Genomic DNA, 18,237 nt, shown 5'->3' on the forward strand with positions numbered 1-18,237 from the left:
TCAGCTCGCCTCCCACGGCACCAGGGCGACCTTCTCTTGGTTGCGTGCCCGGTCGAACGCCGCGTTGAGCTCGTCGTCGCTCGCCATGAACGCGGCGCGGACGAAGTCGCCGGACAGCCGGGTCATGGCCGGGCCGCCCGGGTTGACCAGCACGTCGACGTCGTCGGCCAGGAGGGTGACCAGGGCCTCCAGGTCGCAGCGCCGCCACAGCGGCAGATTCAGGTCGCGCCGGTGGCTGCCGCTGCTGGCGAGCAGCACGCACAGCACGTCGTCCGGCGAGGGCTGCAGGATCGGCCGGCCGTCGCCGTTCATGGCGATGTCGAACAGGCTCTGCCGCAGGATCAGCTGCAGCTGTTCGGCATCCGCCTCGCCGGCCGCCGTGAGGCGGATGAGCGCGTCGAGCGGGTCCGTCGGCGAGTCGACGTCGGTGGGGAAGTAGTCCGGGTTCGGGCGGAACAGCCCGACCGAGCCGTCCGGGGCCACCGGCCACACCCCGACGACCGCCTCGATCGGCGGCAGGTCGCCGTCCGTACCGGGTTCCGGCTCCCACGCGGGGTCGGTGATGACGAAGTAGTTCTCGAAGGTCTCGTCGCTCATTCCGCCATCTCCTCGGCCAGTTCCTCCGCCGTCTCCTCGGGCACCGGCGCCAGACCCCACCTGCGGGACACCGACAGGTGCTCCCCGGCGTCCTGGATCAGGGCGCGGGTGCCCGGCGGCCCGAAGCCACCGGTGTAGGGAACGTACGTGAACTGCGGCGCGGGCGTGGTGCCACCCGGCACGTAGTAGGTCGCGTAACTCGTGGGCTGGTACGTCGTGTAGGTGGGCCCGGCCCAAGGCTGTCCCGGCGTCACCGTGTACGTGGTGTAGCCGCCGTACGCGGTGCCCGGCGTGACGTACTGGTACGCGGGCTGGCCGGTGCCGGGCAGCGAGGTCGTCGAGGTGTTCGGCGACGCGTAGACCACGTTCACGCCCGGCGGCACGGACGATGTCGGCGCGGTCGTCGAGGCGGATGGCTGCGGCGCCGGGGCAACCGGGGGAGTGGACGGTCCCGCGGTGCCGCCCGAGGGCCGGGTCGCCCGGAACTCGCGCATGATGCCTCGGTAACTCACGCCGATCGGCTTCTCCGAGAAACCGAACGTGTGCGCGATGCTGTGCGGGTACTGCACCCAGAGCGTCTGCTCGGCGCCGTACCCGTTGCCCTGGAAGCCCCACGACCAGACCGCCTGCATGAAGTCGTAGATCGCGTACCCGGGTCTGGCCTTGCGCGCCGCCGAGCAGGACAGGAAGAAGATGGTGGAGCGCATGCCGGACCGCGAGCGGTGCAGCACGCCGGACTGCCACACCAGGTACGCCATCTCCGTGCCGTTGACCGAGGCGGTCCGGCCGTTCTTGAGCTTGATGCCGAACGAGTGCGGGCTGGCGTGACAGTCGACCAGCACCAGCTCACCCTCCCAGTACGCGCGACGGCCGTGCTTCGGCATGGCCGTCACGGTGTAGCCGCTCGTGCGCTTCTCGCCGTGGAACGACTCGTAGTGCTCGAAGCTGTCCTCGTCGATGAACTTGGGGAAGTCCTGCATCGACGGGTAGTCGCCCCGGCTCATCGGGAAGGCGATGCCGGTCTCCTGGCTCCGCTTGTTGTGGCTGAAGAAGTACGTCACGTCCTTCAGCTCGTACTTGTGGCCGGACTGCGAGGGTCCCGGCTGCGGTGGCGGTGCGGGCGGCGGCGCGACCGGCGGGCCGATCGTCTTGAGCTTGCCGCCCTCCACCGTCAGGCGCGGGCCGGTGATGCGGTTGCGGCCGGTGGAAGCCACGACGGTGACGCCCCGGCCGAGCTGGTTGCGCAGCTCGTCGGCGAAGTCGTCGGCGTGGTTGCCGATCCGCGACGGCACGAGGAACACCGTGCGCGTCTGGCCCTGGGGGACCAGGCCGCTGCGCGCGACGATGCCCGCGACGTCCTTGAGCGGTACGCGGATCGCGCCCTTGCCCTGGACCTCCACCAGCATGTTGCCGCGGCCGTCGGTCTTGCCGTGCACGGAGAGCGGACGGCGGTTGTCGTTGGCCCACGGCGTGTCCAGGGCCTGGCTGCCGTTCCGGCCACGGGACTTGTACTTGTCCGCCGTGGTGACCGCGGTCTCGGCTTCCATCTGCCGGGTGTGCGCGTCGGTCATCCCGAGGCCGAGACCGAGCACGTTGCCGCTGCGGTCGCGGAACGGGGTGAGCAGGACCCGGTCGGAGCTGTTGAGCGGGCGCAGCGGGGCCCGGGACGGGTCCTGGAGCGCGGTTGCCGGGTCGATGCCCGCGTCGGGCGGCGGCGGCTGGACCGGCGGCTGGACCGGCGGCGGGTTCCCGCCCGGCGGGGTCGGTCCTCCGGGCGCCGCAGGCGGGGCGGTGGGCGGCGCGGTCGGTGGTGCCACGGGCGGCGCGGCCACCGCGGCGGGTGTCGTGATCGGCTGCTGCCCGTCGGTGCGGGGCGGGTCGATCCGGACGATCCGGCCGTCCTTGTCCGGTCCCTTGTAGACGCCGATCTTCTGCGGGGAGTCCGGTTGCTTGCGCAGCTCCTCCGTGGCGCCGTACGCCTCACCCTGGTGCCCGCCGCGACGCAGCCGCTGCATGAGGTCCCAGCCGGCGCCGCCCGTCCGCAGCCGGCGTCCCGCCGAGTCGCTGAGCAGCAGCAATGGCGTGGTCTTGCCGGAGCGGGGCCGGCGCAGCGCCTCGCTCTGCAGGATCAGGTCCCCGAGCTCGGCGCCGCTGAGCCGCTCGGTGCGGCCGGTGACCCGGTTGCGGACCGTGAACTCGCGGGCGTTGCCGGGAGCGTCGACGAAGATGAACCGGCGGCCGTCGCCGAGCCGGTCCTTGCCGCCGAACGGCGTCTTCACCACCTGGTTGAACGGGCCGCGGCTGATCCGGTCGTACCAGCGCAGCTTCTCGCCGCTGCCGTCGGCGATGCGGGCGAAGCGCTGCATGCGCTTGCGCTCGTCCTCGGACCGGTAGAAGCCGATGCCGATGACGTCGCCGGCGGCGTTGCGGAAATCGACGTGGTCCACGTCGGCCAGCGCCATCGGCCCGGCCGGGACGACCGGCGGCACCGGGTCGCCGCTCGCCGGCCCGGGCTGGGTGCCCGTGCCGGGCTGCGTGCCGCTGCCGGGCTGGGTGGTGCTGGTCTGGGTGGTGCCGGTCTGGGTGGTGCCGGGCTGAGCCGGGCCGGGCTGGGTGCTGCCGCCCGGCTGGCCGGTGGGCGGAGCCGGTGGGGCCGCCGAGGCCACCGGATCCAGGGTGACCAGGGCGCCTTCCGTGGTGCGGTCGCCCACGACGGCGATCGGCTGGTCGGCGCTGCGAGGGATGCGCAGCACGCCGTTCGGGGCGTACCCCTTCCCGCGGTGGCCCCACGCGCGCAGCGTCGCCAGGACCTGCTCGCCCAGCGCCGGGGTGGCGCCGGTGCCCGCCCCGATCAGGAACATCGACGCGTTCGTGCCGTCGCGGGCCTGGCGCATCGCCGGGGTCTGCGCGATCAGGTAGGCGTACTCGGCGGCGGTGAGGTGCTGCAGCCGCCCGGACTTCAGGCGCACCGCGAAGCGGCCCTGGTCCGGTTCGGAGTGCACGTAGACCATCTCGCGCCCGCGCAGGCTGCCCTCCCGGGCCCACGGGGTGGACCGGGTCCGCAGCAGCCGGAACCGGCCGTTGCCGGCGGGCTCGAGGACGTCGTACTTGCGCAGGTTCGACTTCTCGAGCACGACGGTGGTGTCCGCCATCCGGTCCCGCTCGGCCCGGCGCTCGTCGCGGGTCGCGCCGGTGGGGAACCCGACGCCGACGATCTCGTTGCGGTGGTTGCGCAGGCTGTCGAACTCCACGTCGGCGAGGTTGAGCCAGACCCCGGCCGGTGCGGGTGGCGGCACGGCCGGGCCGGGCAGCGGGTCGAGGTCGTCCGGGTCGTCGATCGGGTCGGCCGGGCCCGCCACGGGCGAGGCGGCCGGGCTGAGGTCCGGCGACTCCGGCGGCAGGTCGGCGTCCGGGTCCACCGCGGCGCCGGGCACGAACTCCGGTACGGCGGCCGGCGCCGGGGCCACGTGCGGGGAAACCGTGACGATGCCGCCCCACCGGGCCACGCCCAGCTGGTGGGCACCGGACTGCAGGATCTGGTCCGTGGCCGCGTACCCCTCGCCGGTGTAGTTCTCCTGCTGCTGCAGACGGCTCATGAAGTCGTGCGCGAACCCGCCGGGTCCCTGGACGGCGCCCGCCTCGGAGCTGAGGAACAGCACGGGGGCGCCGCGGCCGTTCGGGTGCTGGTCGAAGACCCCGGCGGCAAGGGCGACGCGGGCCAGCACCCGGCCGCCCTTGAGCTCGCCCGGCCGGCCGTCCGCGCGGACCGTGAGGCCATCGGAGTTGCCCTCGCCCAGCACGAAGAACGGCTGCCGCCCGGCGCGCATCCGGCCGAGCCAGGGCGCCGGATGCGGGCTGCCCTGCACCTGGCCGCGCTCGTCGGCGAAGCGCATGTACGTGGCCGGCAGGCCGGCGCTGAGCTCGCGCACCCGGTCGCGGAACCGCTGCACGTCACCCGGGCGGTTCCAGAAGCCGATGCCGACGGTACGGCCACCGGCGTCACGCAGCCGGACCACCTTGACGCCGTTCACCTCCTCGACGCCGGGCTCGGAGTCCGCCGGGACGGGCGCGGGCTGCGGCTGCTGCGGCGGGGGAGGCTGGCTGGTGGAGGCGGTGGCGGGAGCCGGCCCGGACGGCGACGCCCCGGGACCCACCTCGACCAGCGAACCGCCGTCGGCGAGCGCGACCCGGGAGCCGAGGACGTAGCCGGTCTCCGGACCGTAGATCGGCCCGCGGTGCCCGGCGCGCCGGCGCAGCTCCTGGCCGAACGCCTTGCCCAGCCGTTGCGGGGCACGGGACCACAGCACGACCGGCTCGGTGACGGAGTAGGTGACGCCCGCCTTGGCCGCGCGCGCCGCGACCACCGCGGCGAGCGTCTTGCCGGTGACCCGGACCGGGCCACGCCCGCGGATCATGATCGTGGCGTGGCCGTCGCCGCCGTTCGACGCCAGCACGGTCAGCGGTACGCCCCGCCACGGCACCGGGCTGACCGTCGGCACGCCGTCGCCGGTACGGCCGGGGTACGACTCGTACGTGCCGGCGCGCAGGGCGTCCTGGTGGTCGAGGATGTCCCGGCGGTCGTCCACGTCGAGCGGGAACGCGACGCCGAACGCCGTACCGCGGGCGTCCTTCAGCTCGATGACGTCGACGTCGTCGGGGTTCACCGAGTCCACCACCGGCGGCTCGGTCTCGTGCAGGGCGGAGGCCGGCAGCGAGCCGGGGACGATCTCCCGGAACCGGCCGTCGTGCTCCAGGATCGGGCCGCCCGACGTCGTCCACATCGGGGTGGTCGGTGCGTACGCGTTGCCCTGGTAGCCGTACGCCGACACCGCCTCGGCCAGCATCCGGCCGGCCAGACCCTCGTCGTACCTGCCGGTCTCCGGGGCGAGCACGACGATGCTGTCCCGGCTGTCGGCGTTGCGCAGGTCCATCAGGTCCATCTCCTGCAGGAGCTGGGCCACCTCCACGCCGTCGACGAACGTGGGGCGTCCGCTCCAGCGCCCGGCCGCGCCGTGCACGCCTTCCGGGGAGTCGTCGAAGTGCACGAAGAACGGGCGCCTGCCGTTCGTGCGCGCGTACGGCGCCGGCCGGTGCACCGGGAGCTGATCCGGCTGGATCGCGCCTCGGTACACGCCGTAGTGGGTGTGATCGGCGAGGGTCCGCGACTGCGCCCAGCGGCGGATCTCCCGGCGTACCTCGGGGTTCTGGGAGAAGGTCACGCCGATCATCACGTTGTTGGCGTCGACGAGGCGGGTGAACGCGATCCGGTTGAGCCGGTCGAGGTCCGGGTGGCCGGGGGCCCGCGACACCTCCGCGTGGCCGGGGGCCCGCGACACCGAGACGCCGGGTTCCGGCAGCGGCTCCGAGTCGATGTCGGGCACGGCGCGGGCGTGGGACCGGACGGTGTCAGAGCGTGCGGCGTCGAGCTGCGTCTCGTGCTCGCGGTGCGCCGCCCACCAGGCCTTCTCCGCCTCTGCCACGGCCTGGTGTGCCGCCTCGACCTGCGCCGGGTCCGGCTCGGGACGGTGCAGCAGGGTGTCGCGGCGGTCCACTGCGGCCGACCACTCCTCGCCGCGCCGGGCGACGTCCAGCGCGGCCGTGCGCAGCGCCGGGGGAAGGTCGGTTCCGGTACGCGCCTTGGCCTCCGCGTCGGGCATCCGGACGGTGGCGGCGTCGTGGACGCGTACCTCCCGGCCGGCCCGGTGCTTCGCCGCGCTGTCCGTCGAGCGGGCGATGACGCGGAACTCCACGTCGTACGCGAGGCTGCGGGTGAGCGGGTCGTCGCCGGCCGGGGTCTCGGGCAGCGCGGTGGTGCCGTCGCCCGGGAGCTTGTTCTCCAGCTTGAGCGCGCGGTCCGGATCGGAGGTGTAGAGCGGCTGCTCGTAGAAAGTCGACGCGTTGACGGCCGCGAAGTCGGCGCGCTCGCCGACCTGGGTGGCGCCGGACGGGTGGTTGACCCCGCCGCCCGCGACCGGCCCGTTCACCTTGACCGCGAAGGTGTTGCCGGTGGTGCGCTCGCGCTTGCGGCCGTGCTCGGTGGCCTGCTCGCCGGCCAGTTCGATGCGGGCGTCGGCGTGCGCGAACCGGGGCCGGGGCCGCAGCCGGGCGTCCACGATCAGGTCGCGTCCCGCCTTGCCGAGCGGCACGACGAACCGGCCGCCCGTCATGCCGCCCGCCAGCGCCGCCTTGACCGTGCTGACCGTGATGGCGTCGCGCAGTGCGGTCCGGGTGGCTTCGTCCACGGGGGCGCCCGAGTCGGTCACGGCGTCCGCGGAGGCCGTGTGCAGCTCCGAGACGTCGAACAGCACATGCTCGACGGCGAACTTGCCCCGCTCCGGCAGCGTCTCGTGCTCGCCCTCGGCGGTGCGCCACCGCGCGCGGGCGTCGTCGGTCAGCTGCTGTGCGGGTACGGGCGTCGACGGCTCGGCGTGGCCCAGCGGCCGGTCGTCCACCGGACGCGGCCGGGTGTCGCCGGGCAGCGTGTGCACCTCGACGGGACGCTGCGTGGTCACGACGGCGCCGGCCTCGGGCAGGGCGTCGCCGGTGACCGTGACCGTCAGGCGCAGCTCCCCGTTGTACCGGGCGACGGGCCCCTTGGTGGTCAGGGTCTGCTCGAACGAGGGAGCCGTGTGCTCGGTGTCCTTGTCGGACCGGACGCCGAGGTTGGCGGTGCCCGCGTACCCGCCGCCGAGGAAGCCGCTCGCCGGTCCCTGACCCGGCTCGGGGTCGCTCTCCGTCCACGCACCTTGAGCGCGGGCCATCACCGAGAAGGAAGCGAGCGTACGGCCCCGCGTACGGGTGTCCGCGTTGCGGATGGTGGCGCTGTCACTGACCGACAGCTCGGTCGTGTGCTCGATGCCGGCGAAGCGCGGCTGCTGCAGGAATTCGGCGCTCAGCGTGACGTGGTACGTGTGCCCCCGAACCCGCCCCTCGAGGCGGATGGGCAGGCTGCGCCCGCCGTTGAGCGCGCTGCCCAGGTGGTGGTCGGCCTTGCCGAGGAACGTCTGCAGCATCCGGACGTTGTCGTGCGGCTCGTCCAGGGGCGAGACGGGCAGGAGGGCGTACGCGACCTCCCGGCCGCGTGCGGGCCCCTCGGTGCGCCCGACCTCCCGGGCGATCTCCTGGCGCAGGTCGGAGACGACGTCGGACAGGTCCAGCGGGGTGAACACGCCGCCGAGGCCGATCGATGCGGACCGGCCCGGGGACACGGCCGCCGGGATGTCGCCCTGCGGCGGTGCGGCCGGTTCGGGCTCCGGGCCCGCGAGCTGCCGGGCGCGCTCGCGTTGCGCCTCGCGGACCAGGTCGGTCTCGCGCTGCTGCCGGTGGATCCGGGCGGCGTGCCGCTCCTCCTGGCGTACCCGGAGCTGGTCGGCCTCGGCGCGCTGCCGGGTCTGTTCCTCATGGCGTTCGTCACGCTGCCGATCCGGACGGCCGGTCACGGCCTCCGTCACGGCCCGCTCGCGGCGGGCCGCGCCGGCGCGGAATTCCCGCAGCTCCCGGGCATGGTCCAGGCGCAGCGCCGCGATCCGCCGGACACCGCTCCAGTCGTCCGGGGCCGCGCCGGAGCGCCGGATCTCCTCGCGCAGCGCCCGCAACACCTCCGCCTGGGTGCGCCGCAGTTCGCGCTCGCCCTCACGGGTGTCCCGGCGGACCCGGTCGGCGAAATCGCGAGCATCCTGCAACTCCGCGCGCTGCCGGCGGTCGAGGCTCGCCGTCCGTCCATCGTGGTTGGTACGGAGCGCGTCGCGTTCGGCGCTGAAGCCGGCCTGCTGGTGTGCGGCTTCTTCGCGGTGCCGCTCCTGCAACCGGTCGCTGTCGCGCTGCCGGCGGACCTCGTCGTCGTGCCGGCGCAGGTCGGCGAGCTGGGCGGGCGTCATCCACATCAGCCAGGCGCCGGGCATCGTGAACCGCTGCCCGGCCGAACCGCGCGGCGAACCCGGCAGGACCTTCAGTGGATCGAGGTGGCTGCGGTGCGTCGCCTCGGCCACGACCTGCGCCTCGACGTCCACCAGTACGGGAATGTGCCCGCTGGGGCGCCCGCCGAGACGGAGCTTGGTCACGCCGGACACCGCGAGTTCCTTGATGCTGCCCCAGGAGCGTTGCCACGGCGTGTACGAGCCCACGATGACGCCGACCGGGTTCGCCGTCACACCGTCCGCCACGGTTCCGGGGCCGGACACCACGGGCACTCCGGTCACCGCCGCGGCGACCTCGTACGACCGGCCGCGCTTACCGCTGACCGTCGAACCACCGGAGAGCCCGTGCTTGACCCGTTCGAGCTCCGCCGGCGACAGCTCCCGCGGCTGCGTGGGCCGCAGTGAGATGCGCACGTCGGCGCCGGCCAGCGAGGCCCGGCGGTCGTGCCCGAGGTTGCTGAGCGTGATGGGGCGGCTGAAGACCTCCGGGTTGCCCATGAGCATCTCGGGCGACACGGTGTTGGCGATGACCGTCGAGTTCCGCCCGTCCGGGAACGCGAAGACGTCGTCGCCGGCGGCCTCGACCGCCGTCTCCTTGACCGCGTCCTGCAGGTGCTCCACGCCGCGGACCGCCTCGACCCGTACGCCGTCGAGCCGGAGCGGGTAGCCGCCCTTCAGCTCGCTGACGGGGCCGGGATCGGCGAGCCACTCGCGGCCGACCGGGGCGGTGCTGGGCAGCGCGGGCGGCGGCGTGGTGGTCACCCGGTGCTCGGGGATCAGCATCCGCACGCTGAGCGGGAACGCCTTCGGGCGGTGGTCGAGCCGGCCGATCTCCTTCGGCAGGTGCCGGCCGGGGCGGCCCGGGGTGAGGTGCCGGGCGTTCTCACTGGTGCGCACGCTCGACCGGATCGACACCGACGCCTGCACGGTCGCGGCGAACTCGCGCATGTCCTGGCCCGCGAACTCGCCGTCGGCGTCCAGCGCGGGACCGTGCCGGGAGTCCGCCACGTGGCCCTGGCTCAGCCCGATCTCGTGGCCCCGGCTGCGGGTGTACGCGGCCCGCGGACCGCCGAGCAGCGTGGACATCGCCTGACCGACCCGGCCCAGGACGCGCGCCTCGAGGCTCAGCTCCGTGGTGCGCGTACGCTCGCGACCCGCGGTTGTCGTGGTCTTGTTCTTCCGCTTGTGGTCGGTCTGCAGCGCGCCGCGGTCGGTGAGGTCGCCGTCGGACAGCTCGGACAGCCGGCCGCCGAGCGTCACCACCGAGGTGTACGTGAACAGCTTGTCCCGCTTGACGAGCGGGATCTCCAGCCCTGGCCCGACAATGCGGTCGAGCAGGTAGCGCAGCTGGCGGTTGGACAGGTTCGAGCGGGCCTCGGAGTCGCGCGACAGGATCGCCTGCACGGTCTCCGTGAGGCCCTTGGCGAGGTCGGGGTCGCCGAACGTGCGCAGGAACGCGTCGGACTCCAGCGTGAACGAGTGGAACCCGGGCACCGAGCGCAGCGCGGTCACCAGCGCCTCGTAGATGCGGTCGCCGCCGCTCACGTCGTCGATGTACGCGCCGCCGAACCCGTCCCCGTTCTCGATGTGCGCGGGGGCGAAGTGGGTACGCTGCGCGCCCCGCCGCCCGCGCCAGCCGGCGTTGTCACGGTTCGGGTCGAGCGCCGTGTCCTTGACGCGGTCCTTGGTGGTCCACTGCAGCGTGCGTACGGTGCCCGTCAGCGTCCGCGGCTTCTGCCCGAGCGGGCGCACCTGCACGTCGTACACGGTCTGGTAGCGGACCGCGGGCCCGGTGGCGGTGAGCGTCTGCCGGGTGCTGGTCTCCTGCTTGACCTCCTGGACGGTCGCCCCGGTCCGGGAGCCGGACAGCTTCGGCGCGACGAGCAGGGTCAGCGGCGGGATGTCCGAGCCGCCGCCGGCCAGGCCCCACACGGTGACCGGCCGGTCGGCGGAGGTGCGGTCGGCGGTCTCACCGGCGAAGGCGGACGTGTCGATGTGCGTCGCGCTGTCGACCGTCTCCACGACCTGGACCTGACGGGCCACGAGGCGCATCTGGAGCTGCCGGTCGCGGCCGGGGAACAGCCGGCGCCAGCCGCGTGCGGGCGAGCGCAGCAGCGGCGGGGAGGAGACCCAGCCCTTGTTGTCGTCGGCGGGGTCGTGCACGACCATCCGACCGAGGTTGTCGCCGATCGTGCCGGCGCTGAGGAACTCCTGCAGCACCTCGCGGCCGGGCGCGCCGATCCGGATGATGTCGCCGAGCCCTTGCTCGGCAAGCATCTTCTCGACCTGCGCGAAGTACGGCTCCCCGGCCGGCTCGGCCACGACGCTCTCCACGGCGAACCGTTTGGGCGGCGCGGTGTCCAGCGGCGGCGTGTCCGCGGTGACCTCGGGCTGCTCCGGCGCCGGCTTGAGCCCCATGGGTACGCGCAGCGCGACCGTGCCGTCCGCGCGGACCGTGTCCTCGCCGTCGGAGTTCGGCGGCGAGCCGTCGGCCATGCGCAGCGTCGCCCGGAAGAAGATCGGTACGCGCACGTCCGCCTGCTCGGCCAGCTCGACCGTCGTCGTGGTCGTGTACCGGGTCTCCTGCGCGGTGGACCGTACGGTCGCCGGCTGGGTGGGCAGGTTGGCGCCGAGCCCCGCGATCATCCCGGGGACCGCCGAGACGGTCGCCTTCGGCTCGACGTGGTCGGTACGCGCGTGCCGCGTCGAGTGCCGGGTGGTGGCCTGCGTCCTCGTGGCCGCGGACACCGGATCATCCGACTGCTGCCGCGTGACCGTCATGCCGTCCCAGCCGAGCACCGCCGTGACCAGAACCTCGGCCGGCTTGCCGTCGACCGTGACCTGGTAGGGGCGGCCGAACTCCATCTCGTCGAGGTCACCGCTCAGGAACTGGTCGACGTCCTGACGGATGTCTTCGCTCAGCGTGCCGAGGCCGGCGATCCCGGGGGCGATGCGCCGCAGCATCGCGGCCAGCGGAGCTCCCTCGGTCGGGTGCAGCTGCTCGGCGATGCCGAGGGTCCGGCTCTGTTTCAGGTACGCCGGCAGCGCGGCCCGGATCGCCTCGGGCGACGGCAGGGCGACGTCGCCGTCGGTGGTGAGCGCCACCCCGATCGGCTCGAACTCCTCCGTGAACTTCGAGGTGTACGGCCGTACCGGTGCCTGCGGCTCGGCGGACATCGCGGTGTCCAGCGTCTCGACGAGCAGGTCCGCCGGCGGTTCGAGGTCGGAGTCCGAGGCAGGGCTGGCCGGCGGCGAGTCCTCGACCCCCAGGTCGGCCGCGGCGTCCAGCGTCTCGCCGAGGCTCTCCTCCGGTGCGCGCAACCGCTCGTGCGCCTCGTCGAGGTGCTCCAGCGCCTGCGCGTGCGCTTCGGTCGCCGCGGCTTCGCGACGCCGCGCGGACTCCAGGTGGGCGACGGCCTCGTCCAGGGCGGTCCGCAACTCGGCGGCCCGATCGGCGAGATCGCCGATCCCGTCGCGGAACTCCTCGTCGAGGTCGGCGCCGAGGAACCGGTCCTTGGCCGTGCTGATGTGGGCGTTGCGGGCCGCGGTGTAGGCCTGCGCCATCCGCAGCCGGTCCGGGTCCGAGGCGGGCGGCGCGGTCCGCAGGGTGTCGGCGTCGCGCGCGGCGGCTTCGGCCTGGTCGGCGGCGGCGCGGCTGCTGCCGACGAGCGACGTGAAGCCGTCGTGGTAGGTGTGCAGCCGGTCCAGCAGCGCGAGGGCCTCACCGGCCAGAGCGGCGGCCCGGTCGGCTCGGCGGCGGGCGGCGTCGATGGTCGGCAGCAGACCGGCGGCCTGGGCGAGGGAGGCCCGCACCGGACCGTCGGCCACGCGGACCTCGGCCCGGGAGAGCGCCGCCCGCCGTCGCAGGTCGAGCGCCTCGTCGCTGCCCGGGAAGCGCTCGTCGGCCCGGTCCGCCGCGCGCTCGGCGGTGCGGGCCTGCGCCCAGATGTCGGCCGTACGGGCGCCGAGGGCGCTGTGCCCCTGCTCGACCTCGTCGGCGAGGTTTCGCGTACGGGTGGCGAGCTCCTGCGCCTCCTGCACGAGCTGCTCGGCGCGCGGCAGGTCGGTGAGCAGCGGGGCGATCTCGTCGGCCGCCGGCTGCAGCGCCCCCGCCAGATCGTCGGCGTCGCGGCGCGCGTCCTCGGCATCGTCCCGGATGGCGTCGGCGAAGCCGTCCACATTGACGTCACCGAGATCGGCGTCCGTGCCCAGCAGGTACGGCAGCTCGGTGACGACCGCCGGGCCCGCGGGTTGTCCCGGCTCGGCGACCGGCGCGAGGAACCGCAGGAACCGCGTGCCGGTCTGCACGTGGCCCGGGATACGCAGGCCGTTCTCGTCCTGCTCGTCCGTGGTGACCACAGCCTGGCCGCTCGCCGTGGCCCACGCCGTGGCGCTCGGCGCGTAGACCGGGATGCCGCGCAGCTCCTCCGCCAGCCGGGCGGCGAAACCGTTGCGGCGGTCCGCGCCCGAGTCGCAGGCCAGCAGCACGACCGGCCGGTCGTCCCACTTGGGGTCACGCCGGATCCGCTCGGCCAGTTCCCGCGGGGAGACCTCATCGTCGCCGGGCCGCAGCCGGTACGCGTCCGCGTGGCTGAAGACGGCGTACCGGTCGTCGCGGGCCGGGTACGCCTCGGCGAGCTCGGTCAGCCCCGGGTCGTTCGGGTCGGGGATGAGCAGGCCGGCCGCCACCTCGACGGGTGCCTTCGACGGCCCCGCGTTCGGGTTGTCGAACCGTACGAGGCTGCCGCCGTCGGCCACCCGGATCGGCGTGCCGGCGTGCAGGGTCCGGGTGGCGCCGTACGCCTCCCCGGCATGCCCGTGGTCCGCCGCGCTGCGCAGGAAGTCGAAGATCGCGCCGCCGTCCTCGCGCAGCCGGCCCGCGGAGCAGGACAGGAACATGAGCGGCGACCGCGCACCGGACCGGCTCTGCTCCAGCGCGCGGGTCTGGTGCACCAGATGCTCCAGCTGCGCGCCGCCGACGTGGACCACGCGCGGCGGGTTGCCGCCGGTGCCCTTGAGCCGGATCGCGAAGGTGCCGGGCGTGGCGTGCGCCTGCACGTAGAACATGTGCCGGTCGCCGAGGCCCTGCTGCCCGCCCCACGGCACCGGGAGCTCCCGCGGGCCGTCGGACGTGCCGGCGGCCGGCTCCTGGACGTAGGTGCCGGGTGGCGCGTCGTCGAGGGCCCGCATGGCGTCGAAGCGCTGCGGGTCGCCCGTACGCGTCGGGAAGCCCACCCCGATGACCGGGCCCGGGTTGCCGGACGCGTCCGGGGGCTTGCGCATGACCACGACGTCGACCTCGTCGAGGTCGTACAGCCGGTCGGTGTCCGGCCCCGGCTCCGATTCGGCGGCCATCTCCGTGCCGCCGATCGTCGTCCACTGCGCGATCAGGTCGTCGACCTCGTCGCGGGGCTGCTGCCACGACGGCAGGTCGTCGTCCTGCGCGGAGTCGAACTCCTCCTCCACGTCGATGCCGAGCGAGCCGGCCACGCCGAACAGCTCGTCGGCGAGCTCGGCCGCCTTCTCCAGCAGGTCGTCGGCCCGGTTGCGGGCCGGGATCGTGTCCTCGTAGGACGCGAGCGCCGAGCCCATCTCCACGGCGGTCCGGTGGTACTGCTCGTCGAGCCGTTCCACCTGGCCGAGCACCTCGTCGGTGAGCTTCGCGAGGTCCTGCCGGGAGTCGCGGCCCGCGCTGTCGGCGAGGCTCTCGGTCTGCCGGCGTACCCGGTTGGCGATGTCCCGGATCTTCCCCGCGGCGGTCCGCACCTGGTGCAGCGCCATGACGGCGTCGGCCGCGGCGGGGTCCGGCCCGAGCGCGTTCTCGTGCGCGGCGGCCTGGTCCGCCAGCCGGTGCGCCGCCTCGGTGGAGGATGCGAGGCTGCCGCGCAGGTCCTGCAGCTCGCGCAACGTCATGGCGGCCAGCCCGGCGTCCGTGGCCACGTCGGCCATCGCCGTGGTGAGCCGGTTCAGGTCCGCGGTGGCCGTCCGGGTCTGTGCCGCGGCCGTGTCGTAGCTGCCCCGGGCGGTGGTCAGCGCGGCCGCGTACCGGCCGGCGAGGTCCCGCAGCTGCGCGACGGTGCCGGCGTACGCGGGATCCTGCGCCAGCCGGTCGGTGCGGGCCAGGATGCGGTCGATGACCCGGTCGGCCAGTTGCTCGCGGCGCATCAGATCGTCGAGAGCGCGCTGCCCGCGCTGCCCGGAGCCGGCCTGCTCGGCCATATAGTGCCGGCCGGTCTCGCCCCGGTCGGCGATGCTCTCTGCCGCCGCGGCGAGGCGCCCGATCCGGTCCTGGGCCTGCTCGATGCTCGCCGTGGCCCGGTCGAGGCTCTCGATCACCGGGGCGATCGTGGCGGCCTCGGCGGCGAGCTGCGCGGTGGTCCGGGGTACGTCCACCGGCCCGAGCTCCTGGTCCAGGTCCGCCAGCAGCGCGGCGAGGTCCTCGACCGTACGCGTCATGCCGTCCAGGTCCTGGTGTGCCCGCAGCGCCCGGACCTCCAGCTGCACGAGCGGCCGGTCGGCGAGGTGGCCGTCGTTGCTGTCGAGCTCGGCGAACCGGGTGCTGAGGAACTCGCTCTGGGTCAGGTACGGGATGCCGTACTTGCCGCGCTCGTACAGGGCGTTGTCCAGGTAGTCGGCGATCTGTGCGTCCGTACCGTCGCCCATCCGCTCGGACAGCAGGTCGGTGACGCCCTCCTCGTCGATCAAGTCGTTGTCCCGCAACGCCCGCATGACCTCGGGCCTGTCGGCCACCGCCGCGACGAACTGCTTCTCCACCGCGGCGTGGATGTCGTCGGCGTGCTCCTCCAGGAACTCCCTGGCCTTCGGCGACAGCGTCGCGTACAGGCCGTTCGGCGCGACGCGCGAGGCCACCGCCAGGTAGCTCTTCATCAGCCGCGTGGGGCCGCCCAGGTGCCTGGTCAGCCGGCTGAACATCAGCGCCGCGACGTGCGGGTACATCACGGCGAGCAGGCCGGCGATCTCGTCCGCGTCCCGGGTGTCGGCCGCGTCGCCGGCCCAGTCGCGGTACTGCCGGCCGATGTCCTCGGCGACCTGCAGGCCGTCCTCGAGGAGTCCGCGGCGGCTGCGCAACGACCCGTCCATGGCGCGGCGCGACGAGTTGTCGGCCACGTACCGCAGGAACCTGGCCGTGCGGGCCAGCGGTACGCCCACCGTGAACTGGGCGTACGGGTTGCTCTTGGGGTTGAGGACGCGGCCCTTGACGCCCACGTCCTCGGCGACCGGCTGGACGATCCAGCCCTCCGATTCGGGGAACAGCTCCGCGAGCGACTTCTCCTTGCCCTCGCGCAGCCCCTCGAGCTTGCGGTTGGCGTCGGCGACGAGTCGGGTGACCTCGTGACGGTCGGGCCGGTGCTCGCGGTCCAGGACCTTGCCCGGCACCCCCACGACCTCGCCGAGCATGACCTTGTCCCGGGTCAGCTTCCCGTCGCGGTCGCGGGCGTGGTACTCGTCGACCTTGACCTGCACCAGCCCGCTGCGGTGCTTGACCAGGACGTCGTTGTATCCCAGCCCGACGGTGCCAGTGAGCTGGTGGCGGCGGCCCTCCACCTCGATGCCGATCGCGCCGAAGCGGACGCCCTGCTCGTCGGTGCCGGGCGCGTCCACCAGCGCCTGCGCGGTCGTCGGCGCCGACGGTGCCACGGCCCCGTCCAGGACCCGGCCGTCCGGGCCGACGATGAGCACCCGGGCGTCCACCGGCGCCGGCAGCTGCGAGGGCGTGGGGAGGACCCGGTCGCCCATGTCGCGGTTGAGATCGGCGTACCGCACGCCCCGCTCGTCGTGGTGCGCGACCACGGCGTGCCCGACGTCGCCCGGGCGTCCGATGAGGACGTACGCGGTGGAGCCGGGAGGGCTGTTGCGCAGGGCGGACTCGATGTGCTCCCACGTGCTGGTCGGCTGCCACTGCCGGTCGGCGATCCCCGGCAGCACGGTGTCCACGCCGACGGTCGAGTCGTCCCGGGCGCGGCCGGTGCTCAGGCCGTCCGGATGCTGGATACGCGCGAAGTCGCGCAGCGACGTGATGCAGGCCGCCGGATCCTGCCGCCGGTTCAGCGGGCGTACCGTCTCGACCCCGTCGTGGAACGGGTCCAGCGCGGCGGTCAGGTTGCGGGCCAGCACCTGCGGGTCGGTGGCGACGGAATCCAGCCACTCGCGCGTCGAGCCGGCGACGGGTCCCGTGCCGGAGGCGACGTTCAGCAGGTCCGTGCGGACGTCCGCGGCCGTCCGGCCCGGTACCGGGCTACGACCCTCCCGGAGCAGCTCCAGGTACGCGCCCTCGTGCGGCAGCAGCCCGTCCTGCGCGATCGACCGCAGGGTCTCCAGCGGCACCCCGAGCTGGTCCAGCGATCGGTACATCTCGGCGGCGCTGGTGTGCCGGGACACGCGCGGGCCCACGTCCATGTACTCGACGCCGCGCAGGACCTCGTACACGGAATGGCCGTTGGTGGTCACGCCCCACGCGACCATCGCGAGGATGAAGTCCTCGCGGGAGACCGTGTCCTTGAGGTTGAGCGCCTCGTACGCGAGCATCAGCCGGCCCGCGGTCCCCGACGTGCCGGCGATCAGCGGCATGCCGGCGTCGCGGTGCTTCTCGTCGAACCAGCTGTTGCCCGGCGTCGACTGCAGGCGCCACCGGGCCCGGCCGGTCGCCGACGCGAGCGGCAGGTCGGGGCCCGGCCGGCCATCCTTCAGCCAGCTGTCCTGCGGGACGTTGACAGGTCCGGACTCGGTGAGGAACGGCTTGGCGCCGCGGTTGCGGTGGTACGCGTCCTCGTACTTGTCGAGCGGCGTCTCGTTGCGGGCCAGCTCCGAGCGGGTGAGCTTGCCGCGCTCCCCGACGTTCTTCTTGGCGTTGTTGCCGGCGACCCGCGGCCGCCGGGCGGCGTGACTGCGGCGCTCCTCGTCGCGGTGGGCCTCCGGATCCTCCGACGTCTCGATGACCGCCTTGACGTTGAACGGGTCCTTGACGGCGTCAGGGTACTTCCGGAGGCGGTCGACCACCTCGGTGTCGAGGCCCAGCTCCGCGGCGCGCCGCGAGTCCGGGGCGGACAGGATGTCGCTGAGCACCTTGCTGAGCGTCGGCTCGGTGGTGGCCGTGTTGTAGAAGGCGGCGTTCCAGAAGGCGGTGCTCTTGACCCGCAGGTTGCCGTCGGTCAGGAGCTGCCGGATGTCGGCCAGGGCGAGGTGGCTGCCGACCTGACCGGCCGAGGACGGGTCGTCCTTGACGAAGGACCGGCGTACGCCCTCCGGCCGGTCGTCGCCGGCGTACGCCTCCAGCACCGACCGCAAGCGCTCCAGGGCCTGCGTCATGGCGCGCTGCGTCCGCTCGTCGTTGTACAGGAACCGGCCGAGGTCGCGTTCGAACTGCTCCGCGCGCTCCCAGTACTGCGGCGTCTCGGTGATCCTGGTGGTGCCCGGGATGTCGACGCCCATCGTCAGGCCCGGGCGGAACGGCTGGCTGACCCAGCTCGCCCCGCTGGAGTCCATGTAGCGCGACTGGCTTCTGCTTCCGCGGCTGCGGTTGCAGGACCCGCACATGGTGCGCAGGTTGGGGGCGTCGTTGGCGGCCGCGCGGGCGTCAGCAAGGGTGATCGCCTCGGCGGTGCGGTACCAGCCGTTCCCGATGTGGACGTTCCACCGGACGGCGTCCGCGTTCGCGTTGACGTAGGACAGGATGCCGTCGATGTGGTCGATGTCCACCTCGTCG

The 18,237-nt window shown here is 73.8% G+C and carries 2 protein-coding genes (1 of these 2 only partly in view); both read right to left on the reverse strand.

The features are described 5' to 3' along the window. Positions 1-597: a type VII secretion system-associated protein gene (locus tag IT780_RS28875; RefSeq protein ID WP_199514949.1), complete on the reverse strand. Its 597-nt coding sequence runs from the start codon at positions 595-597 to the stop codon at positions 1-3. Continuing rightward, on the reverse strand, positions 594-18,237 hold the 3' portion of the coding sequence (locus IT780_RS28880; protein WP_199514950.1) for a DUF8616 domain-containing protein. It continues 10,487 nt past the right edge of the window; 17,644 of the gene's 28,131 nt are visible here — the last part of the coding sequence; its start codon lies beyond the right edge, outside the window; its stop codon occupies positions 594-596. The genes IT780_RS28875 and IT780_RS28880 overlap by 4 nt, the downstream gene beginning before the upstream one ends.

The sequence above is a fragment of the Nucisporomicrobium flavum genome (assembly GCF_016464385.1).
Taxonomy (GTDB): domain Bacteria; phylum Actinomycetota; class Actinomycetes; order Mycobacteriales; family Micromonosporaceae; genus Actinoplanes; species Actinoplanes flavus_A.

Excerpts from the sequence above, each read along its gene's own strand:
- IT780_RS28875 (WP_199514949.1), bottom strand. The coding sequence starts at position 597 with ATGAGCGACGAGACCTTCGAGAACTACTTCGTCATCACCGACCCCGCG.